Genomic DNA, 25914 nt, shown 5'->3' with positions numbered 1-25914 from the left:
TGTCAGGGCCGGGTCGTCAGAAGCGGTAACTCCTCCCTTACGACCCGGCCCTAACTCGTTACTCCGCTACCTATGGATACTGTCCCCATTGATGTACAGGCCGACCTCGACCGGCTTGCCGTTCAGGAGCAGCAGCTCCAGTTCGATACCTTCACGGCCGATACCGCCTGGCAGCTCGGTACCCGGCTCAAAGAAGCCGCCGAAGCCGCCGGCAAAGCCGTTGCCATCGAGATTCAGCTGGCTGGTCAGCCGCTGTTCTTCTACGCCATGCCCGGTACCACCGCCGACAATGCCGACTGGATTCGGCGCAAACGCAACGTGGTGCTGCGTTTCCACCGGAGTTCCTACGCCGTAGGGCTCGATCTGCAACAGCGGCAAACCTCCCTGCAGGAACGCTCGGGCCTCGACCTCAGAGACTATGCGCCTTTTGGCGGCTGTTTTCCGCTGATCCTGCGCGGAACGGGTTGCGTCGGTACGCTGGCCGTGTCGGGTTTGCCCCAGCGCGACGACCATAACCTGCTCGTGTCCGTACTGGCCAACTGGTTCGGTCTGCCGCTGGCCGGGCTGGCCCTGGCCTGACACCGGCTCGCTTACGGCCAGAGGGGCCGGGCCGGCAGCCGCAGCGAAACGGTAGTGCCCCGGGTAGGTACGGAGTGCAGCAGCAGGTAGCCCTGGTGGAGATCAACAATTTTTCGGGCCAGGGTCAGCCCCAGGCCGAACCCCTGAATCCGCCCTACATTTTCGGCCCGCATCATCGGCAGAAACACATCGGTCAGCTGCGCTTCGGGGATGCCGATACCCCGGTCGGTAATGTCGATAACGATCCAGCCCGTTTCGTAGCGAACCCGTATATCGACGGGCTGAAACGACGAATACTTACCGGCATTATCGGCAATGTTGATCAGGGCAGTACGCAGCAGCGTAGCGTTTCCGATGACCCGCACCGTTGAGCTTTGTTCGGTAAACTCGTCGGTCAGCTGCACTTCTATGGTCAGGGACGGGTATTTTTCGCTCACATAGGCCACCGTGTCCAGAATAGTATCGACTACGTTGATATCTTCCTGTAATTGCATGGCTTTGAGCCCCTCCACCTCCGCCAGCTGAAGCAGCGCATTGGCCAGTTCGATGGCTCCTTCCAGCCGGCTCAGTGCCTGATCGATGCTTTGCCGGGCCGCGGGCAGACTCTGATCGTAGGCCAGCGAGGTTTCCAGCATGCCTTTCACGACCGTCAGCGGAGTACGAATCTCGTGCGATGCGTAGGCTACGAAGTTTTCCTGACTGACGGCCAGTTCCTGAAGATGCGCCAGCAGCTGGTTGAACGATGCGGCCAGATACCCCGCTTCGTCGGAAGGGCTGCCTTCGCTGAGCCGAAACGAGAAATCGTTGACCGTGGCCGAGTCGAGCTGGCTGATCAGCTGATCGAACGGACGCATGGCCCGCCGGGCAAACAGAAACCCGACCAGCGCAATCACCACCAGCGACAGAATATTGCCCAGAATCAGGATAAGCCGCAGGTTCCTGCTGGTCTGACGCCCGGCCAGGTCGTAGGCGGTTACCACGGCTACGTACTGATCGCCATTTATCCGGAACGATAGGGCCATGCCTTCTTTCGGGTCTTCCCAGAGCGGGCTGTCATACGTAAAGTAAACCTCCTGCTGCCGCGCTTCGGCCAGCCGAGCGGGCGTAATCCGGTAATCGTCGGGCCCCGATGAGGAGTAGATGCGCCGGTTCTGCGCGTTCACCAGCGATTCGTGCTGCTCGGGCAGAGTCAGGTAGTTGTAGCGCAGAAACTCCTGCCGGTTCTGCAGGAACAGCTGGGCCGACAGGGCCCGGCGTTGCAGCCGCATCCGCATCTGCGACCGCCGGTACGACTCGTAGGTCTGGAAAATATACAGCGAAAACAGCAGCAGCAGCGCAGCCACCAGCAGCCCGAAGCCAACCGTAATTTTCTGCTTGATGCTCATGGCTCGGCCCGCAGCATGTAGCCCACGCCGAAGACGGTATGCAGCAGTTTCGGCTCTACATGGTCGATTTTCCGGCGCAGGTAGTTGATGTACACGTCAACCACGTTGGTGTTGGTGTTAAAGTGAACATCCCAGACGTTTTCGAGCAGATCGACCCGGTTTACTACTTTGCCCTGGTTGAGCAGCAGGTATTCGAGCAGGGCGTACTCGCGGGCCGTCAGCGTAACCCGCTTGCCCGCCCGCCAGACCTGATGCGATTCGGTATCGACGGCCAGGTCGAGCAGTTCGAGCCGTTTGGGGAGGGGCGCCCGCGACGGATGCCGCCGGGCCAGCGCTTTCAGCCGGAACAGCAGCTCTTTGAAGGCAAACGGTTTGGCCAGATAGTCGTCGGCCCCCGACTCGAACCCCATTACTTTATTGTCCAGACTACCCAGGGCGGTAAGCATTATGACCGGAATAGCGGGCCAGTTCTGCTTGATGAACGCACAAAGCTCGTAGCCATTGAGGCCCGGCATGTTGATATCCAGCACTACCACATCGAACTGCCGGTCATTGACCATAGAGCGACCAACGACCCCGTCGAAGGCCACGGATACGCCGATGCCTTCAGACTGTAAGCCTTTCTGAATGAACTGCGTCAGTTCAACATCGTCTTCTACAACCAATACGTGCATAGCTGCGCCTGATAGTACAGGGTCGAAAGTACAGCAGAAGACGCCAGGATGAGCGGCCGTCTGCTCACTCTAATCAGATTGTAATAACTCTCTCAGAAGTCTCTAATGGACCCGGTGGTTATTTTGGTTACTGACCGGCTCAACCGATCCGGCGACCTTTTACTCAACTGTTCCGTTGCCTATGCCTCACGCGGCTCGTTTGCTTACTATCTGGATGTGTGCGATCAGCGGTCTGGTCGGTCTGCCAACCCGATTGCAGGCCCAGCAGCGACTGACCCTCGAAGAGGCCGTAGCGGCCACCCTGGCGCAATACCCTACGCTGGCCGCCCGGCAGTCGGCGCTGGGCGCGCTGAGAGCCAACAGCCAGATTCTTGCTGATAACCGGCTGCCGAATGTGCGTGTCCATAGCCAGACCAATATCGGTACGGCCAACGGGCTGTCGGGTTCGTATTTCTCGCTGGGACTCATTGTGCCCACGTCGGGCGCCCGGCGCGCCGATAACCAGGCCGATCTGGCAACGGGTAACATTGCGCTGGCTAGCGCCGACTGGGAGGTATATAACTTTGGCCGGTTTGCGGCCGAAAACCAGCTCTTGCGGGCCGACATCGCCGTAGGGGAGGCCGGTCTGGAACGGGAGCGGTTCGGACTGCGGCAAACCGTAATCAGCAGTTTTCTGGATTTGTTCTGGACCGAGCAGAACCTGCAGATCGAGCAGCGGAACCTGGCCCGGGTCGATACCGTACACCGAATTATCGCCAACCTCGTTCGCAACGGCATCAAGCCGGGACTCGACTCGTCGCTGGCACGGGCGGCCCTGTCGCGCGCCCGGCTGGCCTATCTGCGCATGCAGGAAGAGCGGCAGCGGGCGCGGGTTCAGCTGGCTACCCTGACCGGACGGCCCATCGACCAAATCGAGATCGACACAGCGCTGCGCGTCGACCCGTTGCTTATACCGCTGGCTGACCCTGAACCCGTTTCGGCTCACCCGCTGCTGCAGGTTCAGCAACGACTCATTACCCGACAGGTGGCCGAGGTCGACCTGATCCGGAAATCGGCGCTGCCGCGGGTAACGCTGCTGGGCGCAACCTGGGCGCGCGGCTCCAGTCTGGATGTCGACAATAACTACGGCCCGCTTCTGCCGGGGCTGTCTTACAGCCGTACCAACTATCTGCTGGGAGTGGCGGCTACGGCCAATCTGATGGATTTTCGGCGGGCTACCAGTCGGGTCCGGCTGCAGCAGTTTCGGGTCGAGGAGGCCCGTAATCAGCTGATGGTAGCTCAGCTGCAGTTGCAGAACACCCTCGGTATCGCCAATGCCCGGCTGGCTGTGGTGCAGAACCAGCTGGCCGAGCTTCCTAACGCCCTTCGTTCGGCCCGGGAGGCTTACACCCAGCGACTTTCGCTGTACAACAACGGTCTGGAAACCGTGCTGAGCCTGACCGATGCGCTAACCCTGCTTACGGCCGTGGAGAAAGAAGTGGTACAAACGCGCGCCCAGGCTGTTCAGCTGCGGCTGCAACGCGCCCAGGCTACCGATAACCTTGACGAATTCTATTCGCTGTTCCGTCGCTAACCCGATCTGCTTATGTCCTTATTATCAACTTCGTTGAAACGCCCGATATCGGTGCTGGTGCTGGTTGCCGGCATAGTGACGTTCTCGGTTATGTCGGCGCTGCGGATTCCGATCGATATCTTTCCCCGGCTCAACTCGCCGGTGATCTACGTCATCGAACCCTACGGCGGTATGTCGCCCGCGCAGATGGAAGGCTTTTTCGCCACCCGCATGCAGGATCAGTTTCTGTACATCGGGGGCGTGCGCGACATATCGAGCCGTAACGTGCAGGGGCTGACCATCGTGAAACTGGCTTTCTACGAAGGAACCGACATGGCTCAGGCCGCGGCCGAAGTGGCTATTCAGGTAAACCGGGCCATGAAGTTTTTCCCGCCCGGGGCGCTGCCTCCGCAGGTGGTGCGTTATGATGCCTCGTCGGTACCCATCGGCGATCTGGTGTTTTCGAGCAAAACGCGGTCGCTGAAAGAGATTCACGAACTGGCCGTTACGCGCATCCGGCCTCTGTTCTCGACCGTTCCGGGGCTGACGGCTCCGCCCCCCATCGGTACCAACTCCCGCACCATCGTTATCAACCTGGACCCCGGCCGGATTCGTAGTATGAACATCTCACCCGATGAGGTGGTCAGGGCGCTGGCGGCCAATAATGCCATGACACCATCGGGCAACATCCGGGTCGACAATACCACCTACATTACCACGCTCAACTCGCTCGAAGATCAGGTGTCGGACTTTGGCCGGATTCCGGTCATTACCGAAGGGCACCGCACCATTTTTCTGAGCGATGTGGCCACCGTTCAGGATGGTTCCGATGTTACCTCGGGCTACGCGCTCGTGAACGGAAGCCGGTCGTCGTACATCCCGGTCGTCAAAACGGCCGATGCCTCAACCTGGGATGTGGTCACGCGGCTCAAAGCCAAACTGCCCGAGATGCGGAGCCTGCTCCCCGACGACATCGAGGTCAATTACGAGTTCGATCAGTCGGTTTTTGTCATCAACGCGGTCGAGAGTCTGCTTTTCGAAGGCGGGCTGGGGGCTATTCTGACCGGCCTGATGGTGCTGCTGTTTCTGGGCGACTGGCGGTCGTCGGTGATCGTGATCATCACCATTCCGATTTCGATTATCGCGGCTGTGCTGGGGCTGAGTCTGGCCGGGCAAACGATCAACATTATGACGCTGTCGGGTCTGGCGCTGGCCATCGGGGTGCTGGTCGACCAGGCTACGGTGACCATCGAAAATATTCACCAGCATCTGGAGATGGGCAAGCCCAAAAAAGAGGCCGTATTCGAGGCCTGCAAAGAGGTAGCGCTGCCGCTCCTGCTCATCCTGCTTTGTATTCTGGCCGTTTTTGCTCCATCGTTCATCATGACGGGCGTACCCCGGGCTATGTTCCTGCCGCTGTCGCTGTCGATCGGATTTGCCATGACCGTATCGTACTTTCTGGCGCAGAGCCTGGTGCCGGTGCTGGCCAACTGGCTCATGAAAGCCCACAGCCACAAACCCCATCGGCCCGACGCCCAGCCGTCGCGGTTTGATCGGGTCCGGGCGGGTTTCGTGGCCCAGACGGACCGGTTGCTGAACCGTAACAAACTCATTATCGGGCTGTATGGGATAGGTATTCTGGTGCTGGCGGGCGCGGGATTCGCACTGATCGGGAAAGACATGCTGCCCGTCATCAATACCGGCCAGATGGTCATCCGCATGAAAACCCCCGACGGCACCCGGCTCGAACGAACCGAAGAGCGCGTGGGTGAGCTGCTGACACTGGTCGATGAGGTGTCGGGCGGGAATCTGGCGGTGTCGTCGGCCTACGTCGGCGTTGTCCCCACCAACTATGCCACCTCCAACCTGTACGTCAGCACCAGTGGTACAAACGACGCGGTCATCAAGGTCGGGCTGACGAAGGGGTTTCGGACCAATATGCAGGATCTGAAAGAACGGATTCGCGAGGCCGTACGGGAGCAGATGCCCGACCTGACGCTCTCCTTCGAACCGGCCGACCTGACCGAGAAACTCATGAGCGGTGGCGCCAGCACGCCCATCGAGGTGCAGGTAGCCGGTCGGGATATGAAGCAGATTGCGGGCTATGCCCACCGCCTGGTCGACAGTCTGGCCGAGGTGCCTTATCTGCGCGATGTCCGGATTCTGCAACCGCTCAACTTCCCGGTCATCAACATTAAACTGGACCGGCAGCGGCTGGCCATGATGGGGCTGAACATCCAGCAGGCTGCCCGGTCCATTACGGCCTCGACCTCATCGAGCCGTTATACCGAGAAAAACCAGTGGCTCGACCAGCAGGCGGCCTATACCTACCAGGTACAGGTCCAGATTCCGGAGTATGATATGCAGAACCTGTCGCAGCTGCGCGAGATTCCGCTGGTGGCGGGACAGTCGCGGCCGGTGCTGGGCGATGTGGCTACGTTCTCGGTCGATACGCTGCCCGGCGAGTATGACCGCACGGGGCCGCGCCGGTACGTAACGGTATCGGCCAACGTTCACCACCGCGACCTGGGTACCGCTACCCAGGCCGTAAACCAAACCCTGAGCAAGCTGGGCGAAACGCCGAAAGGCCTCGTTACGGAGGTGAAAGGGATGTCGTCGCTGCTGACCGAAACCCTCGATAGCCTGCAGCTGGGGCTGGGTATTGCGGTCCTGGTCATCTTCCTGCTCCTGGCGGCCAACTACCAGTCGTTCCGACTATCGTTCGTGGTGCTCAGCACGGTACCTGCCGTACTGGTCGGCGCTATCGGGCTGCTGCTGCTGACGGGTAGTACGCTCAACCTGCAGTCGTACATGGGCATTATCATGTCGACGGGTATATCCGTAGCCAACGCTATCCTGATCGTGACCAATGCCGAGCGGTTGCGCTGGGTGTATCGGGATCTGAGGAAGGCGGCTATCGACAGTGTTGGGCTGCGGCTGCGGCCGGTGCTGATGACCTCCTTTGCCATGATTGCGGGCATGGTGCCGATGGCGCTCGGTACGGGCGAAGCGGGTGAGCAGGTGGCACCACTGGGCCGGGCTGTTATCGGCGGGCTGGTAGCGTCTACGCTGGCTGCTCTCTATATCGTACCGCAGGTCTACGTCTGGCTGCAGCGCCGGGCTACGTATGAGGACCCGTCGCTCCTGCCCGCTCCGGTGACCACGCCGGTAGCTGATACCGACTATGACCCCCAACCTGTTCTCCCCGAATCGTATGAAAAGCATTCATTATAACAGAACACTGGCCTTCCTGCTGGGGCTGGGTGCCCTCTGCAGCTGCCACTCCGGCGACTCGGCTGAGAGCGACCGGAAAAAATCGGCTCCGGCAACAAAATCAGCCCCGTCCAGCTACCGGATTGGCGCCGTAACGCGGCAGTCGCTGGCCCAGACGGTACAGCTGCCCGGCGAGTTTCATGCTTATCAGGAGGTGACCATTTATCCACGAGCCACGGGTTTTGTGGAGCGCGTGCTGGTTGACCGGGGTTCGGCCGTGCGGAAAGAGCAGGTGCTGATGGTGCTGGATGCGCCCGAAACCGAAGAGCGGCTGGCGGCTGCGCGGTCCAACACGCTGAAGGCACAGGCCATGCTGGTAGCCAGCCGCGAACATTACCGCCGGTTGCTGGCCAGCAATAAGGTAGCCGGTTCGGTATCGGCTCTGGACCTGGAAACGGCCCAGGCGCGGGTGCAGGCCGACAGCGCATCTGTACTGGGCGAACAGGCCAACTACCGGGCCATGGCGAAACTCAAATCATACCTGACCGTATCGGCACCCTTCGATGGCTTCATCACCGAGCGGAACGTACACCCCGGCGCGCTGGTCGGGTCGGGCGCCCGACAGGACCGGCCGATGCTGGTTTTGCAGCAGCAGACCCGGCTGCGTCTGATTGTCGATGTCCCCGAGACCTACAGCCCCCAGATGAAGGAAGGCGAGTCGGTGGCGTTTACGGTTAGCGCCATGCCCGGAAAAACCTTTACCGGGAAAATCAGCCGGCGGTCGGGCAGTATGAACCAGCAGTTCCGCTCCGAGACCGTCGAGATCGACATCGACAACCGGAGCCGGACCCTGCGGCCAGGCATGTTCGCCGAAATTATTCTGTCGGCGGCCGGTACGCCCGGCGCTCTGGCCGTACCGACTTCGGCCGTCATTGCGTCGACGGAGCGCCAGTACGTCATCAAGGTCGAAGACGGCCGGGCGAGGCATGTACCGATCCGGCGGGGGCAGAAATCGGGCGATATGACAGAAATATTCGGCGACCTGACCCCCAACGACAAGATCATCATCAACGCACGCGAGGATATCAAAGATGGTATCGCGATCCGCTGACAAACCGAACCGTATTGACTGATAACATGCCTTTTTCCTGTCCGATAAACAGCCACTCTCTGAGCGGCTGTTTTCTTTACCGGGCGCGGGCTATCGAACGGGCCTGGCCTGCGCTTCCAGGATCAGCTGGTTGGTGGCGTTCTGGGGGGTAACGTGAACGAAAGTGCCCCGGCCCAGCTGGCTCAGCTGCCGGAGGCCCTGTCCGGTAAGGGCATTGCGGCCAAAGGTGAAAACGGTCAGGGAGATGTCCTGCCGGGCGCGCTCCTCGATGAGCTGAAGCACCTCCCCGCTGACCGCAAATTCGCCGTCGGTAGCCAGAATGATCCGGTTGTTACCGGCGCGGATGTAGTTCCGGTCCGCTACCTTGTATGCCAGTTTCAACCCGCCGTTGCCATCGGTATCGCCGGTTGATGTCAGCTCGTCGATGACGCGGGCAATCTCGCCCACATGCGCGCCGGAGGTTGGCTTCAGGGCCACCCGCGCTTTGCCCGAGTAAACCACGATGGAGAGCTGGTCTTCGGGCCGGAGTAGGGTCAGGAGCGCTTTGACCGACCGCTTCAGCAGGGGCAGTTTGTAGGGCGAATCCATCGACCCCGACACGTCGAGCAGCAGCACCATGTTGTTCGGCGCAAACCCCGCCAGCGACGGACTTACCGCCCCCTCGCGGCTTCGGTCGACGTACATCGTATCGACCCGCAGCCGCTCCACATAAACCGTATCCCGCAGCGTCGGTCCGGCGGCCACAGGAGCGGAGGTCGGTGAAACGGGCGTTGCCGGAGTTGTAGCCGGGCTGGGCGGTGGCTCCCGGCGGGGGCGTGCCGATTCGGGCGGGCTGACCGGCAGCGGAGCGGGGGGCGACACCGGAGCCGACGCCTGCCGGCGGAACGCAAACAGGTCGGGCTGGTCGATGGCTTTCAGCCGGTTTTCTTTGGCCAGCTCGCAGAACCTGTTGTAGGGGTAAATAAGCTGATTGTTATAGAAATAATAGACCGATTCGTAGGGATGGCTGGTGGCCGTAGCCCGGGGTAACGCGATCCGCTTCGTCAACTCCGCAAACCGCAGCGAACTCTCGGCCAGGTCTTCGTAGGGAGTATACGGGCAGAGCCCATTGCTGCGTCCGTAGCGGGTCAGGCCGTTCAGGTTCGAATACTCATCGGCCATCAGCTGCCGGCCCATGGCTTCGAGAGAAGCGGTTTCGGGAAGCCGGTCCGACTGTCCGCTCAGGTACGCCCGAATACCCGCCAGCACGGCCCGGTTACTGTCGACCGCGCTGAGCAGGGCTTTCCCGGCCCGGTTCCACGAGCTGCCCGGACTGGCCGCGGGGTAGCTTTCGTAAATGCGCCGTATGTCGGTATATAGCCGCTCTTTCTTCTGATCGAAGGCATCGAAGAGGTAGGCGTAGCGGTCCAGAATGGCGTCAGACCGCTGTAGCTGGTCCTGCTGGTAACGTTTGTCGGCCGTATAGGTCGTCAGTTCGATGCTCAGCTGGTCCATCTCGGTCAGCATGTTCATCAGCACCTCGGCCTGGCCAACGACCGAAGCCCGGTAGGAGGGCGGCACAGACTGGCTGCTGACACGCAGCAGCTGATACAGGGAAGTAGGCAGTTTGTAGTCGTCGTGGGCGTAGGTGAGGGCCGCCCGTTTCTGGCTCCGGGCCGGATCGCGCTGGTACTCCGCCGACAACTGGTAGTTGCGCAGGCCGACCTGTAGCGTACGCAGCTGCCGCAGCGACTCGTTGATGAAATCGACATAGGCATTGAGCGCCAGGAACGTAGCCCGGCTGGCCGGTGCCGTCGCCGGTTGGACGCTGAACACCAGCGGAGGGCTGTCGGCAAAAGGCACGGCCGACGCGACCGTCCGGCTGACCGGAGCGGGTGGGTCGATCAGGAAGGTGATGCTGACCGATGGGTAGTCGAGCAGCGACCGGGCCGACCGGCTGTAGTTGACAAAGCTGTGATACATGGCCAGCAAATCCTGATTGAACGCCTGCAGCAGGGCCAGGTACACCTCGTTCCCATGCCGGGCCGACTGCCGGGCGGCATAGGTATTATCATCGATGGCCCGGCTCTTGAGGGCCTGTATGGTCTGTAAAGCCGTTTTGAACGACGCCAGCATGGACGAAGCCGGGTAGGCGATCCGGGGGGCGGTCTGGTCAAGGCGTTGCAGCGGTTCCGCATCGGCCAGCATATGCTGCTGCACCCGGTCGACGGGCCAGGCCGCGGGGCTATCGTCGTGGAGCACGAAGGGGAGGGCCGACAGCAGCGCCTGCTGGCTCTGTAACACCTGTTCCATTTCGTGTTCGGCAACCAGGTACGGGTCGCTGGCCTGGTAGGGCTGATACCGCCGGTACATCTGCCGGATCTGCTGGTAACAGGCGTCCTTCTCCCGGCCAAACTGACTAGCCAGGGTCTGTAGCGCCCGTACCAGCGAATCGGATCGGCTCAGGTTGTCGCGCCGGTAATCGCCCAGGCGCACGTAGGTTTCCAGCGCCTTGCCGGTCTGGTCGATCTGGTTTAGCCGTTGCCAGAGACCCTGCGCGCTGGTTTTTAACGATTGCTGTTCAGCGGCAGTCAGTCCGGTCGCGGCCAGCGCTTTCTGGTAATAATACGTCTCCAGCGGCCCCGACGAAGGTAGCCGCAGCGTACCATCGGCTTTTTTCCGATACCGCTGCACCTCGGCCTCGTACGCTTTCAGCGCCAGACAGCGCCCATTGACCACATCGACCGACTGGCTCAGGAACGCCACGTACTGGTTGAGCGTCTGCGGGGGCGGCTCGGTTAGAGCCAGCGGTCGCCCCAGCAACAGGAGGGAACAAAGCAAGGTCTGCATACCCGAAAGATCGGAAGAGGAGCCCGTTACCCGCCCCAGTCCTTTAGCCAGCGGTCTACCGGATCTTGGGCAGAACCGTTACCAGAACCCGCTGGTAGCGCGTCAGGGCCGGCCGGCCGTTATCCGTTACCGACACAATAACATGCAGCGTTTCGGGTTTGCTGACATCGGGGGCCGTCAGGGTAACCGACGGGGCGGCTGGCTGGCCGATCACCAGGTCCCGATGGCTCAGATACGTACCGGCTTCCGGATAGTAAAACCATTTGTAGGTCAGAGAGTTGTCGTCGGGGTCGGTCGAGCCTTGCGCGCTGAGGGTGATGGGCTCTCCGCTGCTTACTGTCAGCACCGCCGGGTGGGTCAGCACGACCCGGGGCGGATGGTTGGCTTCGCTGAACGGCTTCACACACCAGTCCATCCGGGCCGCGAAGTCATGCTGATAGGCCTGCCGCCAGCGCCAGATAGTGGCCTGATTACTCCGGTGCATGTGTCCGTCGAGGCCCTTGACCTCATCGTCGGCATCGGTGAAAAACGGACGGGTCTCCGGCTCCGAAAACCAGGGTCGGGTGTGCGGCTGGTAATATTCGTAGCGGCCGCCCCAGCCGCCATAGTCCGGGTGTTCGGGTACGCTCAATCCATTGTCGATCAAATGCAGGAACGAGGGGGTGTCGCCCTCCATCAGGTACTTGGTAACCGGATACAGCGCTCCCAGCGGGCCGTGACCCTGCCGTATGTTGACATCCAGCCAGGGGTTATCGACCAGCGAAAAATCGGCACCTGAAAACCGGCCGTGGTGCCGATCGCCACTGATGCCGTTCCAGGTGGCGTAGTGGTACGCTCCCCGGGCGTATACGCCGGGACTGGCCACGTAAAAAAGTGACGGGAAGGTTTTGCGCAGCCAGGGCCCTGAATCGTCCTGGTCGGAGATGGTGTAGACCCTGAGTTTACCGACAAAGCGATTCAGCTCTTCCGCCGATCGGGTCATCGATACTTTCCAGAGCGCCTGGGCCAGGCAGTTCGGCCCGCCCCAGCACAGCACCCAGACGGGCCGCTCGTCGTTTTTGTCGACAACCTGAATGATCCAGTCCGAGCCGGGCGAGTCGTTGCCGGGGCCAACCGCCTGTCTGCCGAACCGGGGCAGGGCAGGCCTGATCAGACCCAATAGCTGCGCGGCTTCCGGATAGCCGGGTTCGTGCAAAGCCAGATTGGCCCTGACCTGTCCGTAGGCTGTAACGACCTCCCTGATTTTCTCGGGCGCAACCCGCTCTTGCTGATGAACCGAGGTAGTGGCAATCAAGCCTTCAATATCCCACTGATTGGCATAGAGCATGAACCGGATCAGCGACTGCGTATCGTCGGGCTCATTCTCGATATCGGTTAGTACCAGCACCCGGGGTTTGGGCCGGGTTTCGGTTACCTGCGCCCAGGCAGGAAGCACCAGCAGCAGCATCAGGAACACAAACGAAAGTCGCATGATCGGTCTAGGGAAAAGCTGTTGGCAAAGCTATGCGTTTGTGCTCACGAATGCGTGGTGGTGCCGGTTCGTCAGGGTAGCGGGATGGCGTAACGGGTTATTTTGGCCGTCAACGTATTCATGGAGCCGTAGCCCAGCGCGTCGAGGGCGCGGGTCTTGTTGCCCCCGAAATAGGCAAGAGCCCTTTGTATGAGGTCTTTCTCGTGGTGTTGCCAGGTAAAACCGTTTATTGCCTGCTCAGGTTGCCGAATCCAGTCGGGCAGATCGGCTACGTCTACCTGACTTTCGGCAAAGACGTACAGCGATTCGATCAGATTCTCCAGTTCGCGAACATTGCCCGGAAACAGATACAGGTCCAGCTGCTGCCGGGCGGCAGTGGTTAGCCGGATTGGCCTCGGCCGGCGAAACGCTTTTTGCTTGATCCGGATAAAATGATCGATCAGGTCTCGCTTTTCGGTCAGGCTCCACGCAGTCAGGGTGGGCAGATGCAGCTCCGCTACGGATAAGCGATAGAATAAATCCCACCGAAAGAGGCCGTCATGGCAGGCCTGTCGTAGTGACTTATGCGTAGCGGCAATAATACGCACGTCTGTTTTTCGGGCTTTTGTCGACCCAACCGGGGTGAACTCCTGCGCCTGCGAAACCCGCAGCAGCGTTTGCTGCATGTCTTTGCGGACCGGACCCGGCATCTATTTGAAGTAATCGACGGAATAAACAGAAATGCCCGGGCCATTGCCTGAGCCAGGCCGGTGATATTCACCAGCCTGGTTTCCTCGCATACCGGCAGGCCGAAAGAGCCTGGGAGCCGCTGTGCACAGCAGTTCCCAGGCTCTTTCGGCAATAGGCCTACCTCTCTTACCAGCAGTCTATCGATACGATAATAGCGCCTTAGGTTTAGTGACTGGTCGCGAGGTAGTGTGACCTGTAATAAAGGAGGAAAACACGACTAAAAAGGGGGTTTTTCCCATTGTGACTGCAAGTTCTCGACTACAACTTTGCGTCATTCATGTTGATAAAAAACGTGTTGATGTAATTTTTGTGAACTTAATAACCTAAAATAGTATGAGACATACAGTATTGGTTTTGCTTTTAAGCTTTTTTTCTTTGTATGCACAAGCTCAGGTGTTACAGGAAAGTAATGAAAAAGTTAGAGTAGATCCCTTTCAGTACAGGACTACCATTATTCGACCAGCCCCTGAATTAAATGGTAATTATCAAGAATTATTAAATAGCCAGTATTATAACTATGATTCTAGAAGTATTCCGGTTAGCCAGACTGAAAATGTATATAATTACTACAGAAGAGTTGATTCTGCTAACAGAGCGTATAAAAATTATCTGAATTCGTTTAAAAGCTTGAAAGACTATGTTCGTGATTTATATAGACGTTCAGGAAATGATCGCAGTCTTAAACCAATAGCTGATTCAGTGGCAGCGATTATTAAAAAAGATAGTGTTACCGCATTAGAACAGTTAAAACAGAAAAAAAGATTTGATAGTCTGTCAATCTTAAGAGATAATGAGAAGGCCGTAGCCTTACTTTTAAGCGTGTACGCACAAAAAGACTCAATATTTAGAAAAATCACTAACAATAATATTCAGGCGTTAAAGGAAGTCAATACCAGTATTTTGATTGATACATTAATTGCAAATAGAAGTGAAGATGCATCGATTGCAAAATTTTTGTACAAAAACAATATAGGCATCTTTCAGAATACCAATGATTTAATAGCATCGGTTAACAAGATCCAAGCTCTGATTGTAAGTTTCGAGCAAAAGTTAGATAGTTTGAAAGGGCTAACGAATAACTTTAGTCAAATTATTCTATTTGCACCATTTGAAGTTGATTTGTTGAAAAGATCACAAAAAATTGAAACCGAGATTAATAATTTTACCGTAAAATACAACAATTTTAAAAATACATACGATGATTTCTTAAAACAGAAGAAGGATTTAGCTAATAAAGAAGATAGTAATGATCTAGCTGTCATTCCCAGTTTAGTTAGTCAATTAGGACAAGGTGCCGTCACTCCTAATATTACGCTATTGGGAAATACTAACTTTGGTAGTACCGAAAGCGGACTTTACGGTGATATAAGAATATTCACCGCACCTGTTTCCGTTAATCAACAAGCATCAATAAGAAATTTTTTTATACCAGAAGCCAGTTCATTTGGATTTTTAACGAATTTCGGATTTTCGTTTATTCCTATAGAAAAGGGGAGGAGAGATAACAGAATCGGAGTCTTTGGTGCCTTGAATTACTTAGGGAAGAATATTCCTGATAGTTTGAATAGTAAATCGATTTCTACCAATACTTTTCATGGTAGGTTAGGCATACAAGCTATAATTATTCCAGGTGTAGTAAGCGCATATCTAGCCGCAAATTATTTACTCGTTACCGATAATAGTAATGATTTTGCAGTAAACTACCCGAATCAATCAGGTAGAGGTAGATCGTTTTCCGAGTTTGGTTTTAAGTTTTTTATAAGTCCTACAAAACGGAGTCAATTAAAACTATTGTTTGACTTAGGTTTTGTAAGAATTAATGATGACATGCGGACAATGTTTAGTAATACTGATTTTAAGGAAACAAATGATAGTGTTATACCTATTTTAAAAATAGGGTTGAAGAAAAACTTTGGCTTCTAGAGTAAGCTTTATAGTCGTAACTCTTTGATTGTGAGATTACTATTTTATGTGAAAGGGTTAACTCACCGACTTATACGTATAGTGGTAGAGTTTCTGTTACGAGGACAGGTGTACTGATGAACAAAAAAGCCACAAAACAGCGTGTTTTGTGGCTTTTTGCTCCCGAAGCTGGGCTCGAACCAGCGACCCTCTGATTAACAGTCAGATGCTCTAACCGACTGAGCTATTCGGGAGTGTGTCGGTTATTGTGGGTGCAAAAGTAGTGCGTAACACAACACCGCGCAAGTATATTCTTAGAAAAAATATGCCGTCAGGACGTCAGCAGGCGGGATAGGCCAGCTACCCCGTTGATGATCAGCGCGCTGGATAGCCGCCCGTAGGGCCACCAAACATATCGGGGCGGTTGCTCGGCACGTTCTGCAGGATCAGCTCCTTGATGCGCCGGGCGTCGCCCTTGGTAAAGTTGCGGATCACGATCTCCGGCCGCGCCCGCGGAATAACCCGTACCGTCGAGAAAAAAACGCCGTTGTCGATCTCGACGCCCGAAATGTCGGAGTAGAACACGAAGTTGTCGGTGCCGCCGATGAGCTTGCGCACCCGAAACGTAACCCCTTTGTCGTTGAACTCAACCTCGTCGCGGTTGATGGGGTCCTTGAAACTGCTGGAATGGAATTTTTCGTTCATAGTTGATTTGGGTATGCCAATGTTGAAATCCGGTTGTCGGTATAGGGCCTCCAGGGTTCGGTTGGTTTGTCCTCGTTCGTGCGGTCGGCGCTTCGATCCGCACCGGGACGCGTAGTTGGATCACTCTCGCGTCAGCGAAAACCATCTGGTCATGTGGTCCGTGGAGACACGGACCACGGTGACAACCGCACGGACTAAGGTAGCGGCCACTCGGCCACGCATGCTCTGACGTGGCTTTATCGCGTTACCAACGGCGGGAGGCTGTCGCTAATGAAGCGGTGTTTCCTCATCGTGATACCTATTTCTTCGGGACGTAAATTACTTTTTTGGTTTCGAAAAACGGCTCTTTGAAGTAATCGGAGAGGTCGTAGACCCGGTACCGGTCAGGGACTTCGGCGAGTTCTTCAGTCAGGTCACCGCCTTTCAGGTACAAAACCCCGTTGGGGCGGTCGTTGTTGCCATTTTTGTGAATCTTGTAGCGAACCCAGCCCAGAAACGGCTTCAGCCGCGTTACGGCCCGACTAACCACAAAATCGTAGGTGGTGTTGAGCTGCTCCACGCGGGCCTGCTCGGCCCTGACATTGGTGAGCCCCAAGGCGTCGGCCACTTCCTGTACCACCTTGATCTTTTTGCCGATGCTGTCGACCAGATGAAAGTCGGCCATGGGAAACAGGATAGCCAGCGGAATGCCGGGAAAGCCGCCCCCCGTGCCTACGTCCAGGATTTCGGTGCCGGGTTTGAACGACACAATTTTGGCGATACCCAGCGAGTGAAGCACGTGCTTCTCGTACAGAGCGTCGATGTCTTGGCGCGAAATAACGTTGATTTTGGCGTTCCAGTCGCGGTAGAGCCCGTCCAGCGCGGCAAACTGCTCTCGCTGTTGCTCCGTCAGATTCGGGAAATAAGTAAGCAGAAGATCAATAGTCATCACAGTTCATTCAATTGGCCCGGTCAGATGCCGACCGCTCATCGGTGCTCTCTAGCCATCTACCGCCAGTAGTAGCGCTGCCGACGTCGGCGGAAGAGGGTTTTCAGACCCGCCAGGCCGTAATAGATGCCGAGCATCAGGTCGGTCAACGGCACCAGCGCCCAGTGAACGGTATGCGCCAGCCGGTAACTGATTCGGCCTACAACGCCCCAGAACGCCAGCCACCGGAACGTAAACACGCCCGAGGCAATGAGCAAAAGTAGCCATTCGTCGGTCGTGAACGGCACCTGCCGTATTTCTTTTATCAGCAGTACGCTACCAGCCGCCAGGGCCAGCAGCCAGCTGAGTACGTGCGAGCCGGTGAGCAGACCCAGCCGGAATTTATGACCTGGCTTGTAGTGCTTGCCTACGTTCAGGTGCCGTCGTTTCTGGATGCGCCAGTCGGCCCAGCTTTCCTTCGGTTTCGACCACATGAAGGTAGCTTCGTCGAGGCAGATGGCGGTGTTGCGGGCCGTAGCTACTTCGTTGATGAACAGATCGTCGTCGCCACCGAGCACGTTCTTGTGGGTATAAAAACCCCGGTTGGCGAAGAAGGTTTTGGTCCGGTAGGCCAGGTTGCGCCCCACGCCCATATACGGCCGACCCACCAGCGCGAGCGAAAAGTACTGTACGGCCGTAAACAGCGTTTCGGCGCGGATGAGCAGGTTCAGCAGACCCGGCCGGGCTTCGTAGGGTGAAAAACCAAGGACGATGTCGCGGCTGGGGTCGGAGAGGGGAGTAACCATACCGGCCAGCCAGTCGGCCGAAGCGGGGCGGCAGTCGGCGTCGGTGAGCAGGACGGTGGGGTAGGTGGCTTTTTTGAGGGCTATGGTCAGGGCGTACTTCTTCGGGGTAATGTGTTCGTGTTCGTTGGCGATGCGGATGAACCGAACCCGGTCGAGGCTGGCGATGTCGTTTTCGAGGTACGCTACGGTGCCGTCGGTCGAGCGGTCGTCCATGACGAGGACTTCGAAGGTGGGGTAGTGCTGCTCGTTGAGCAGGGGCAGCAGCTCGGTCAGGTTGTGCAGCTCATTATGGGCACAAACCACGACCGTCACGCCCGCGGCTTCGTCGTCGGTCAGTGTCTCACCAGCGGCCTGTCGCGATCGGACTGGCGCCGAAACCGCTTCGGCCACCGCTACCGCCATCCGCTGGGGTTGCCGGTAAAAGGCCGTTCGGGTGTAGATAAACAGGATATAAACGAGCTGAATGCCGACCACAAGCAGCCAGGCGATCAGGAGGGCAGTGATCACGGAAAAAGTAAACGGTTGTTCAGTAGTGAATTGATTATCTGAATGAAGCGGCAAAGGTAAAGAAGAGTGATGAGTTATGAGTGATTAGCGATGAGCGGGACTGAATGATGAATGATGAATGATGAGTGATGAGCGATGAGTGATGAGTGAAGAGCCACCCGTGGCCGTGTCCCCACGGGCACCTGTCCGGATAGTGTTGCTGTCGCGTAATCAAGTAACAGGACCGGCGAGGATGTTCCCACGACTATGCGTCTGGATCTTTGCTGACGCGAAGGTGGCCGTGGGGACACGCCCCCGGGTGGCTCATAGCTGTCATCATTCATAACTCATCGTTCATCGCTCATAACTCATCACTCCTTCCCTATCTTTGTGGATGAATTTTTCGATTACGGCGCATGATCCACAGTCGAAGGCCCGGACGGGGCTGCTTACGACGGATCATGGGCCTATACAGACACCAATATTTATGCCAGTCGGCACGGCCGGGACCGTGAAGGCCGTTCACCAGCGTGAACTCGAAACCGACATCAACGCCGAAATTATTCTGGGCAATACCTACCACCTGTACCTGCGTCCGGGCCTCGATGTGCTGGGGCAGGCGGGTGGACTGCATGCGTTCAACGGCTGGCGACGCCCTATCCTGACCGATTCGGGTGGGTACCAGGTCTATTCGCTGTCGGGAACGCGCAAGATCAAGGAAGAAGGGGTCACGTTTATGTCACATATCGACGGGTCGAAGCACCACTTCTCGCCCGAAGGCGTCATGGACATTCAGCGGACCATCGGCGCCGATATCATCATGGCGTTCGACGAGTGTACGCCCTACCCCTGCGAGTACGGCTATGCCCGCGCATCGATGGAGATGACCCACCGATGGCTCGACCGCTGCATCGACCGGTTCGACAGCACCGAGGGACACTACGGCTATAAACAAACCCTGTTCCCTATCGTACAGGGCAGCACCTATCCCGACCTGCGGAAACAGTCGGCAACGTTCATTGCCAGCAAGGAGCGCGAAGGCAACGCCATTGGTGGTCTGGCCGTGGGCGAACCCGCCGAAGCCATGTACGAAACCATTGAGCTGGTCAACGAAATCCTGCCTGCCGACAAACCCCGCTACCTCATGGGCGTAGGTACACCCGCCAACATCCTCGAAGCCATTGCCAGGGGCGTCGATATGTTCGACTGTGTGATGCCAACCCGCAATGCCCGCCATGGCCTGCTGTTCACCACGGAAGGCATCATGAATATCAAGAACGAAAAATGGAGCCGCGACTTCAGTCCGATCGATGCGGGGCTGGGCGGCTACGCCAGTACGTTCTACTCCAAAGCGTACCTCCGGCATCTGTTCAAGGCCGACGAGCTGCTGAGCGGGCAGATTGCCAGCCTGCATAACCTGACGTTCTACCTCTGGCTGGTGCGGCAGGCGCGGGCCCATATCGAAGCGGGCGACTTCCTGTCCTGGAAAAACGAGATGGTCGTTCGGCTGATGCAGCGGATGTAACGCCCGCCCGGCCGCTAACTTTACCGGTCAGCAGAGACATTGGGCGTGTCTGTACGTCGGAGAGGGCAGAACCACCCCGATCTGGACACCGTGACTATCCATCCAAAGCGCCTGGCCTGGGCCGAGCTGTCGCCCGAAACCAGCGGGCGCGTGCTTTGGGCCAACCGGCGGCTGGTCTGGCTGACCGGGCTGGCGGGCGCGCTGCTGGGCGTGGCGGTGGCGCTGCTGCTCCGGCCCGAGTACGCGGCCGGGGCGCGGGTGATGCCCGAACTGACCGATGGGTCGGGCGACCGAATCCGGCAGCTGGCGTCGGTGGCGGGGTTTTCGGGCTTCGATCTCTCCGACGGCACCGATACCGAAACCATTCGGCCCGATCTGTACCCCAATATTCTGCAGAGCACCCCTTTTCTGCTGGCGCTGATCGATCAGCGCGTGCGGCTGACCCAGGGCGATACGACCACCGTTGGCCAGTTGATTCGCCCGGAGCGTAGCCTGGTCGCGCAGATCGGGCGGTGGTTCGGAGCGGGTAGCCGCGAGCTGGCACCGCCCGCGCGGGTCAGGCCCGGGCAACCCATCCGGCTGTCGATGCGGCAGAAAGCCCTGATCGAGGCCGTCGGCGAACGGGTGAGTGCGCGGTTCGACACACGCTCCGGCATTATCACGATAACGGCCCGGATGCCCGATGCCAGCGCGTCGGCAACGGTGGCGCAGCTGGCCATGGATTACCTGCAGCAGTACGTAGTGGGCTACCGCACCGAAAAGGCCCGGCAGGATCTGTTGTTCTATCACCGGCAGCTTGCCGACGCCCGCCAGCGCTACCAGACGGCGCAGCTCCGGCTGTTTCGGCATAACGACCAGCACCAGCGCCTGTTTCTGCAAACGGCCACGCTGGAGCGGCAGCGCCTGACCGACGAGCTAACGCTGGCGCAGGGGCTCTATACCGAGCTGGCCCGGCGCTACGAACAGGCCCGGCTGAAGGTGCAGGAGCGGACGCCGGTCTTTAAAGTCCTCGAACCCCCAACGGTACCGCTCGAACGGGTTTCGCCCAAACGGACCCTGCTGGTGCTGCTGTTTGGGCTGGGGGGCTTAGCTTTGGGCGCTGGCTACGTGCTGATACGCGCTATGGACTGGCGCAGCTGGCTGGACAGACCGGTACACAAAAGCGATACCGATACACCTGAACGAACCGCGCGGACTAGCGCTGCAACGAATGATCGATGAACTGGTAACAAAACAGAAACGGATAGCGGTGGTGGGGCTGGGGTACGTGGGGTTGCCCCTGGCGCTGGCACTGGCGCGGCAGTTCCGGGTGATCGGCTTCGACATCGATGCCGACCGCGTGGCGCAGATGCAGCAGGGGCTGGACCCTTCGCAGCAGATGACGACCGCCGATTTTGCCGGTGCCGACATTCACTTTACGGCTGATCCGGTCGGGTTGCGGCAGGCTCATTTTTTCATCGTAACGGTACCTACCCCCGTCGACGCCAACAATCAGCCCGATCTGGAGCCGCTGCGCCGGGCATCCGAAACCGTTGGCCAGGCGCTGAAACCGGGCGATTATGTGGTCTACGAATCGACGGTTTACCCGGGCTGTACGGAAGAGGACTGCCTGCCGGTACTCGAACAAAGGTCGGGGCTGCGGCTCGGCACTGATTTCAGGCTGGGCTACTCGCCCGAGCGCATCAACCCCGGCGATCGGGTTCGTACGCTGACTACCATCGTTAAGGTCGTGTCGGGCAGCGACGACGAAGCCGTTCAGACCATCGCCGGGGTCTACGGCCGGATTATCGAAGCCGGTATTCATGTGGCGCCCAGCATCCGCGTGGCCGAAGCGGCCAAGGTGATCGAGAACGTACAGCGTGACCTGAATATCTCGCTCATGAACGAGCTGGCTATCATCTTCGACCGCATGCAGATCGACACCCAGGACGTGCTGAAAGCGGCTGCCACGAAATGGAATTTTCTGCCGTTCACGCCGGGGCTGGTGGGTGGTCACTGCATCGGCATCGACCCGCACTACCTGCTTTATAAAGCCCGTCAGCTCGGCTACGACCCCGAGGTGATCAACTCCGGCCGACGTATCAATGAAGCCATGCCAGCCTTTATTGCGGCTAAGCTGAACCAGATGCTGGTACGCAATGGCAAGGTGCCTGCGCAATCGCGGGTGCTGGTGATGGGGCTGAGTTTTAAGGAAAACGTGGCGGATATCCGCAACTCGAAAGTGGTCGATCTGGTTCGGGAGCTGATGGGACTGGCTATCAGCGTACACGTAGTTGACCCCTACGCATCGCCCCGGGAGGTGGCCCAGGCCTACGGGCTGGCCCTGTTCGATCAGCCCGCGGGGCCCTACGATGCCGTTATCGTGGCGGTAGGGCATGACCCCTTCCGGCAGTATGAGGTGGCGTATCTGCGGGGGCTGATGAACGGCACGCCCATTCTGCTCGACGTAAAAGGATTGTATGCCATTAGCCCTGACGATGGGTTCGATTACTGGCGATTATAGGCATTTGCGCAGCTAGACCGATGAAGGTTGTCTTGGTGGGACGTCGGGCGTTCGATTCGCTGGAGTATCACCTCGGAGATTCGTTCCGGGCGCTGGGCCACCATCCCCAACTGGTCGACATAACCGACGGACTGCCTGTTCCGATGCGGCTCAGCTACTGGATAGCTCGTTTTGCGGAGCCTTATGACCGGCTGCTGGCCCGGCAGCTGGCCCGTCGGGTTCGGCAATGTCGGCCCGATCTGGTGCTGGTCGTATACCGCCACCTGCACCCCCTGCTGGTCGACCTGCTGAAACGCGATCTGCCGGGAGTGCCCGTTGCCCAGATCAATCCCGACGCGCTCACCAACCTGGAGCAGCAGCAGATCATCGGAGCCGACTACGATTGTTATTTCTCGAAAGAGCCGTATCTGGTGGCGTTCCTGCGCGATAAAGCCGGGCTGAACGCCCACTACCTGCCCGAAGCATTCAACCCCCGCGTACACCGCCGACCCAGCCTCCCCAAAGCCGATGCCGAACGCAGGCAGCAGGTCGATGTGCTGGTCTACGGAAGTCTGTACGCCTACCGGGCCCGGCTGATCGGGCAGCTGGCGCGGGCGGGGCTGCGCCTGGTCGTTTACGGACAGCCCGGTCGGTACCGGCACCTGGAGGGCCCGGTCCAATGGCGAACGCGCTACCTGACAGGCGAGGAGAAAAATAGGCTCGTCTACGGCGCTAAAGTGGTATTCAACGGCTTTCACTACGCCGAGGTGTCGTCGGCCAATCAGAAATATTTTGAAATCAACGGCATCGGCGGGTTTCAGCTGTGCGACAACAAACCCATGGTTGCCGCCTGTACGGGGGTGCCGTCTGACAAGGTGACGTTCGATACCCTCGACGAAGCCATCGCCAGCATCAGGCAGTACCTGACCCGCCCCGACGAGCGCCACGAGCTGGCCGACCGGCAGTACCGACATTTTCAGGAGCATCATACGTTTGACCGGCGGGTAGCGCAGCTGCTCGCCATACTGGACCTCTGACCGATGGAACACGACGCTGATCGACGGGTGGTGCGGTACCTGCTGCTGGCGATGGCCGTGGCGGGGCTGGGGCTGGTCTGGCCGACCGATGCGGTCTTTGTCAGTACGGCCCTGCTTTCGCTGGCGGGTAGCGGGCTGGGTGGGGTTGGGCTGCTGCGCCAGCCGGCGAGTCGGCTCAACTTCTTCCGGGTAGCCGCCGTTACGATCGGGCTGGCCAGTTCGCTGGGCGGTTTGTTCAGCCTGCTGGCGCTATCGGTTCAGCAGGCCGGTTTGTGGACCGATGTCATTGAGCAGGCGCATACGACCAGTACCGATCTGGCCCTGGCGCAGGCGTATGCCGACGTTTTTGCGCTGACGTTATGGCTGGTGGGCAACCGGGTTCAGCAGGCCGGCCACATAACCCGGCTGCACCGGGCCGCGCTGGCGGCTTTGACCGACCACCGGCGTCGTTTGCAGGGGCTGGTCGGGCTGCTGTTGCTGACGCAGGGGTATCTGCTGGCGGTAGGGGCGGTGGTCTACGGCGGTCGTGATCTGGCGCAGGACGGAGCGCCTACGCATCCGCTGCTGGCCTTGGTCGGGCCGCTGGCTCCGGTGGTGCCGGTGGTGCTGGGGTATTACGCCCGGTGTCAGTACACCCAGGGTCGCTACCGACACGTTTGGCTCTACGGCCTGCTGCTGACGGTCGAGCTGGGCTGGTTTTTTCTGTTTGGTCGGCGCAGTGTCTTTTTCTTTTTCGGGCTGGCCGGGCTAGGGATTCTGTTCGACCGGCCACTGCATCGGCCATTCCGGTTAAAAACTAGTCTGGCGTTGCTGCTGACGGCGATGATGGCCTTTGCGCTGGCCGATGCCTACCACCGCCTGCGGGTCGTTTACCGGTTCGAAGCGGCCCAGCGTATGAGCGGCTGGGAGATGCTGACGGGGCTTTGGCAGGCCGATACGGATGAATACAGCGCGCTCCGAAACCGAAACCTGGCGCTGCGGGCGGGCTATGGTTCGCTGGCGCTGGGCCAGTTTGTGAACCTGTTCCGAACCAGTTCGCAGTCGCCCCTGCTGGGACAGCAACTGGCGGGGAGTCTGCTCGTGGCGACACCCAGCGATTTTCTGGTCGACAAGCAAACGATCGAGGTAAAAGAAAAACTCTATGAGCATGCCTTCGGAATCGGCCTGACCGACATCAGCGAAACGCTGTATCTGGAGTCGTTTGTCGATTTTGGCGGGTTTGGGTTTGTAGTATATGCCGGCTTCCTGACGGTGCTGGTCGGGCTGGTGTATCGGCTGGCGTCGTCGGACCGGAGGCCGGTCTTTGCGCTGCTGACGGCCTGCGTGCTGGTATCGCTGGCGCTGTCGATGCTTGAAACCGACATGATCACCTTCCTAATCGGGCTGCGGTCGGTACTGGTCTGCTACGGACTGGCCTGGCTACTGAGCCCGAAACGAGCCTCCGCCCCGCCGTCGATTACCAACGGCCAAAACGCATCAGGAGAGACGCCGTCATGAACATAACCCTGCTACTACGAAGCCCCGGTACGGGCTACAGCATCGAGTCGCTGGTAGCCGGTATCGGGCAGGAACTGGCCCGTGAGCCGGATTGTACGGTCCGCGTGGTACCGATGCCGTACGTGAGCCGGGGTATCCGGAGCGTCTGGCAGAACCTCCGGTTTGTGGCTCGCCTGACCCGCACTTCACCCGCCGACGTGTACCACATCACAGGCGACGTGCATTACCTGGCGCTGGTGCTGCCGCCGTCGCGAACGGTGCTGACCATTCACGATGCCATTACCCTGCATCAGAATCGGCATCGGCCGGTTCGGTGGCTGATTTTCTGGCTGTTGTGGTTCTACTGGCCCATACGTCGGGCGGCTGTCGTAACGGCCGTCTCGGACAAAACCCGGCAGGAACTCCGTCGGTATGTAGGGCGTCGGGCCGATGCGGTGGTGGTCGTGCCGAACGCGCCCGACCCGATTTTCCAGTACAGCCCGCGCCCCTTTCGGTCCAAGTACCCGGTCCTGCTCCAGCTGGGAACAGCCCCGCATAAGAACCTGCCCCGGCTGATCGATGCGCTGACCGGGCTGCGGTGTCGGCTGGTGCTGGTAGGGCCTTTATCGCCCGGGCTCAGGGAGCAGCTCAACCGCTGTCAGATCGATTATGTATCGTACACCGACCTGAGCCAGCAGGCTGTTTTTCAGCTATACACGAGCTGCGACATCGTCACGTTCGTGTCTGTGTACGAAGGATTTGGTATGCCCATTCTGGAAGCCAATGCGGTAGGGCGGGTGGTCATCACCGCTGATTGGCAGCCCATGCGGTCGGTGGCGGCCGACGCGGCCCTGGTAGTAGACCCGGTCGATGTGGCTGCTATTCGGGCCGGTATTGTCCGGCTCATGACGGATGAAGCCTATCGAAACGAGCGAATCGAAGCTGGTTTGCAGAATGCCAACCGGTACTCTGCCGCACAGATGGCTCGTGACTACCGGACTGTATATACGTCTATCGGTTCTGGCAACTGCCGGTAAACGCCTTT

The 25914-nt window shown here is 58.6% G+C and carries 19 protein-coding genes and 1 tRNA gene; 11 read left to right on the top strand and 9 right to left on the bottom strand.

What is annotated here, in order from left to right:
* The first annotated feature begins 72 nt into the window (after nt 1-72).
* A complete protein-coding gene (locus EQG79_RS08365; RefSeq protein WP_170315647.1) occupies nt 73-579 on the top strand; it encodes a heme-degrading domain-containing protein in 507 nt (168 codons plus the stop codon).
* An 11-nt stretch (nt 580-590) separates the two neighbouring features.
* Here EQG79_RS08365 and EQG79_RS08360 read toward each other — a convergent pair whose 3' ends face one another.
* Entirely contained in the window at nt 591-1964 is a 1374-nt protein-coding gene (locus EQG79_RS08360) for a sensor histidine kinase (protein WP_077923517.1), read from the bottom strand.
* Nucleotides 1961-2638, bottom strand: coding sequence for a response regulator transcription factor (locus EQG79_RS08355; RefSeq protein ID WP_077923518.1), 678 nt, complete (start codon nt 2636-2638; stop codon nt 1961-1963). Before EQG79_RS08355 ends, EQG79_RS08360 begins: the two co-directional genes overlap by 4 nt.
* 181 nt (nt 2639-2819) lie before the next feature.
* Here EQG79_RS08355 and EQG79_RS08350 point away from each other — a divergent pair, with 181 nt between their 5' ends.
* From EQG79_RS08350 to EQG79_RS08340, 3 genes are read left to right on the top strand one after another with little or no spacing between them, the layout of a single operon-like run.
* Nucleotides 2820-4211 carry a TolC family protein gene (locus EQG79_RS08350; protein ID WP_077923519.1) on the top strand — a complete coding sequence of 464 codons (1392 nt, stop codon included), beginning with the start codon at nt 2820-2822 and terminating at the stop codon, nt 4209-4211.
* Nucleotides 4212-4223: 12 nt separating this feature from the next.
* On the top strand, nt 4224-7424 hold the full coding sequence (locus tag EQG79_RS08345; RefSeq protein ID WP_077923520.1) for an efflux RND transporter permease subunit: 3201 nt from the start codon (nt 4224-4226) through the stop codon (nt 7422-7424).
* Nucleotides 7405-8514: an efflux RND transporter periplasmic adaptor subunit gene (locus EQG79_RS08340; RefSeq protein WP_165358853.1), complete on the top strand. Its 1110-nt coding sequence runs from the start codon at nt 7405-7407 to the stop codon at nt 8512-8514. The genes EQG79_RS08345 and EQG79_RS08340 overlap by 20 nt, the downstream gene beginning before the upstream one ends.
* 90 nt (nt 8515-8604) lie before the next feature.
* Here EQG79_RS08340 and EQG79_RS08335 read toward each other — a convergent pair whose 3' ends face one another.
* The 3 genes from EQG79_RS08335 to EQG79_RS08325 form a co-directional block, all read right to left on the bottom strand.
* Complete coding sequence (locus tag EQG79_RS08335; RefSeq protein ID WP_129601078.1) at nt 8605-11343, bottom strand: vWA domain-containing protein; 2739 nt, start codon at nt 11341-11343, stop codon at nt 8605-8607.
* 55 nt (nt 11344-11398) lie between these two features.
* Nucleotides 11399-12814 (bottom strand): DUF1593 domain-containing protein, encoded by a 1416-nt coding sequence (locus EQG79_RS08330; RefSeq protein WP_129601077.1) that lies wholly within the window; start codon nt 12812-12814, stop codon nt 11399-11401.
* A gap of 71 nt (nt 12815-12885) precedes the next feature.
* Nucleotides 12886-13479, bottom strand: coding sequence for a sigma 54-interacting transcriptional regulator (locus EQG79_RS08325; RefSeq protein ID WP_165358852.1), 594 nt, complete (start codon nt 13477-13479; stop codon nt 12886-12888).
* Between the two features lie 397 nt (nt 13480-13876).
* On the opposite strand from EQG79_RS08325, the gene EQG79_RS08320 reads away from it, so the two are divergent.
* The gene (locus tag EQG79_RS08320) at nt 13877-15466 is read left to right on the top strand and encodes a hypothetical protein (protein WP_129601075.1); all 1590 of its coding nucleotides are present in this window, start codon (nt 13877-13879) and stop codon (nt 15464-15466) included.
* A 159-nt stretch (nt 15467-15625) separates the two neighbouring features.
* On the opposite strand, the gene EQG79_RS08315 is transcribed toward EQG79_RS08320, so the two are convergent.
* The 4 genes from EQG79_RS08315 to EQG79_RS08300 all read right to left on the bottom strand — a co-directional run bounded on the left by EQG79_RS08315 (nt 15626) and on the right by EQG79_RS08300 (nt 18370).
* Nucleotides 15626-15699: transfer RNA gene (locus tag EQG79_RS08315), tRNA-Asn, on the bottom strand.
* A gap of 121 nt (nt 15700-15820) precedes the next feature.
* Entirely contained in the window at nt 15821-16150 is a 330-nt protein-coding gene (locus EQG79_RS08310; protein ID WP_077920582.1) for a hypothetical protein, read from the bottom strand.
* 298 nt (nt 16151-16448) lie between these two features.
* Complete coding sequence (rsmG, locus tag EQG79_RS08305; protein ID WP_170315646.1) at nt 16449-17078, bottom strand: 16S rRNA (guanine(527)-N(7))-methyltransferase RsmG; 630 nt, start codon at nt 17076-17078, stop codon at nt 16449-16451.
* Nucleotides 17079-17137: 59 nt separating this feature from the next.
* A complete protein-coding gene (locus EQG79_RS08300; RefSeq protein WP_129601074.1) occupies nt 17138-18370 on the bottom strand; it encodes a glycosyltransferase in 1233 nt (410 codons plus the stop codon).
* Between the two features lie 373 nt (nt 18371-18743).
* Between EQG79_RS08300 and tgt the strand changes: the two genes are divergently transcribed.
* From tgt to EQG79_RS08270, 6 genes are all read left to right on the top strand, one after another.
* Nucleotides 18744-19874 carry a tRNA guanosine(34) transglycosylase Tgt gene (gene tgt, locus EQG79_RS08295; protein ID WP_077920584.1) on the top strand — a complete coding sequence of 377 codons (1131 nt, stop codon included), beginning with the start codon at nt 18744-18746 and terminating at the stop codon, nt 19872-19874.
* Between the two features lie 90 nt (nt 19875-19964).
* Complete coding sequence (locus tag EQG79_RS08290) at nt 19965-21095, top strand: GNVR domain-containing protein (protein WP_165358851.1); 1131 nt, start codon at nt 19965-19967, stop codon at nt 21093-21095.
* On the top strand, nt 21085-22377 hold the full coding sequence (locus tag EQG79_RS08285; RefSeq protein ID WP_129601072.1) for a nucleotide sugar dehydrogenase: 1293 nt from the start codon (nt 21085-21087) through the stop codon (nt 22375-22377). Before EQG79_RS08290 ends, EQG79_RS08285 begins: the two co-directional genes overlap by 11 nt.
* A 20-nt stretch (nt 22378-22397) precedes the next feature.
* Nucleotides 22398-23393 carry a CgeB family protein gene (locus EQG79_RS08280; protein ID WP_129601071.1) on the top strand — a complete coding sequence of 332 codons (996 nt, stop codon included), beginning with the start codon at nt 22398-22400 and terminating at the stop codon, nt 23391-23393.
* Nucleotides 23394-23396: 3 nt separating this feature from the next.
* Complete coding sequence (locus tag EQG79_RS08275) at nt 23397-24890, top strand: O-antigen polymerase (RefSeq protein ID WP_077920588.1); 1494 nt, start codon at nt 23397-23399, stop codon at nt 24888-24890.
* On the top strand, nt 24887-25906 hold the full coding sequence (locus tag EQG79_RS08270; RefSeq protein WP_077920589.1) for a glycosyltransferase family 4 protein: 1020 nt from the start codon (nt 24887-24889) through the stop codon (nt 25904-25906). Before EQG79_RS08275 ends, EQG79_RS08270 begins: the two co-directional genes overlap by 4 nt.
* The last annotated feature ends 8 nt before the right edge of the window (nt 25907-25914 follow it).

It is taken from the genome of Spirosoma sordidisoli (assembly GCF_004138325.1).
GTDB lineage: Bacteria > Bacteroidota > Bacteroidia > Cytophagales > Spirosomataceae > Spirosoma > Spirosoma sordidisoli.
This window is presented reverse-complemented; position numbering and strand designations above follow the sequence as displayed.

Excerpts from the sequence above, each read along its gene's own strand:
- EQG79_RS08365 (WP_170315647.1), top strand. The coding sequence starts at position 73 with ATGGATACTGTCCCCATTGATGTACAGGCCGACCTCGACCGGCTTGCC.
- EQG79_RS08360 (WP_077923517.1), bottom strand. The coding sequence starts at position 1,964 with ATGAGCATCAAGCAGAAAATTACGGTTGGCTTCGGGCTGCTGGTGGCT.
- EQG79_RS08355 (WP_077923518.1), bottom strand. The coding sequence starts at position 2,638 with ATGCACGTATTGGTTGTAGAAGACGATGTTGAACTGACGCAGTTCATT.
- EQG79_RS08350 (WP_077923519.1), top strand. The coding sequence starts at position 2,820 with ATGCCTCACGCGGCTCGTTTGCTTACTATCTGGATGTGTGCGATCAGC.
- EQG79_RS08345 (WP_077923520.1), top strand. The coding sequence starts at position 4,224 with ATGTCCTTATTATCAACTTCGTTGAAACGCCCGATATCGGTGCTGGTG.
- EQG79_RS08340 (WP_165358853.1), top strand. The coding sequence starts at position 7,405 with ATGAAAAGCATTCATTATAACAGAACACTGGCCTTCCTGCTGGGGCTG.
- EQG79_RS08335 (WP_129601078.1), bottom strand. The coding sequence starts at position 11,343 with ATGCAGACCTTGCTTTGTTCCCTCCTGTTGCTGGGGCGACCGCTGGCT.
- EQG79_RS08330 (WP_129601077.1), bottom strand. The coding sequence starts at position 12,814 with ATGCGACTTTCGTTTGTGTTCCTGATGCTGCTGCTGGTGCTTCCTGCC.
- EQG79_RS08325 (WP_165358852.1), bottom strand. The coding sequence starts at position 13,479 with ATGCAGCAAACGCTGCTGCGGGTTTCGCAGGCGCAGGAGTTCACCCCG.
- EQG79_RS08320 (WP_129601075.1), top strand. The coding sequence starts at position 13,877 with ATGAGACATACAGTATTGGTTTTGCTTTTAAGCTTTTTTTCTTTGTAT.
- EQG79_RS08310 (WP_077920582.1), bottom strand. The coding sequence starts at position 16,150 with ATGAACGAAAAATTCCATTCCAGCAGTTTCAAGGACCCCATCAACCGC.
- rsmG (WP_170315646.1), bottom strand. The coding sequence starts at position 17,078 with ATGACTATTGATCTTCTGCTTACTTATTTCCCGAATCTGACGGAGCAA.
- tgt (WP_077920584.1), top strand. The coding sequence starts at position 18,744 with ATGAATTTTTCGATTACGGCGCATGATCCACAGTCGAAGGCCCGGACG.
- EQG79_RS08285 (WP_129601072.1), top strand. The coding sequence starts at position 21,085 with ATGATCGATGAACTGGTAACAAAACAGAAACGGATAGCGGTGGTGGGG.
- EQG79_RS08280 (WP_129601071.1), top strand. The coding sequence starts at position 22,398 with ATGAAGGTTGTCTTGGTGGGACGTCGGGCGTTCGATTCGCTGGAGTAT.
- EQG79_RS08275 (WP_077920588.1), top strand. The coding sequence starts at position 23,397 with ATGGAACACGACGCTGATCGACGGGTGGTGCGGTACCTGCTGCTGGCG.
- EQG79_RS08270 (WP_077920589.1), top strand. The coding sequence starts at position 24,887 with ATGAACATAACCCTGCTACTACGAAGCCCCGGTACGGGCTACAGCATC.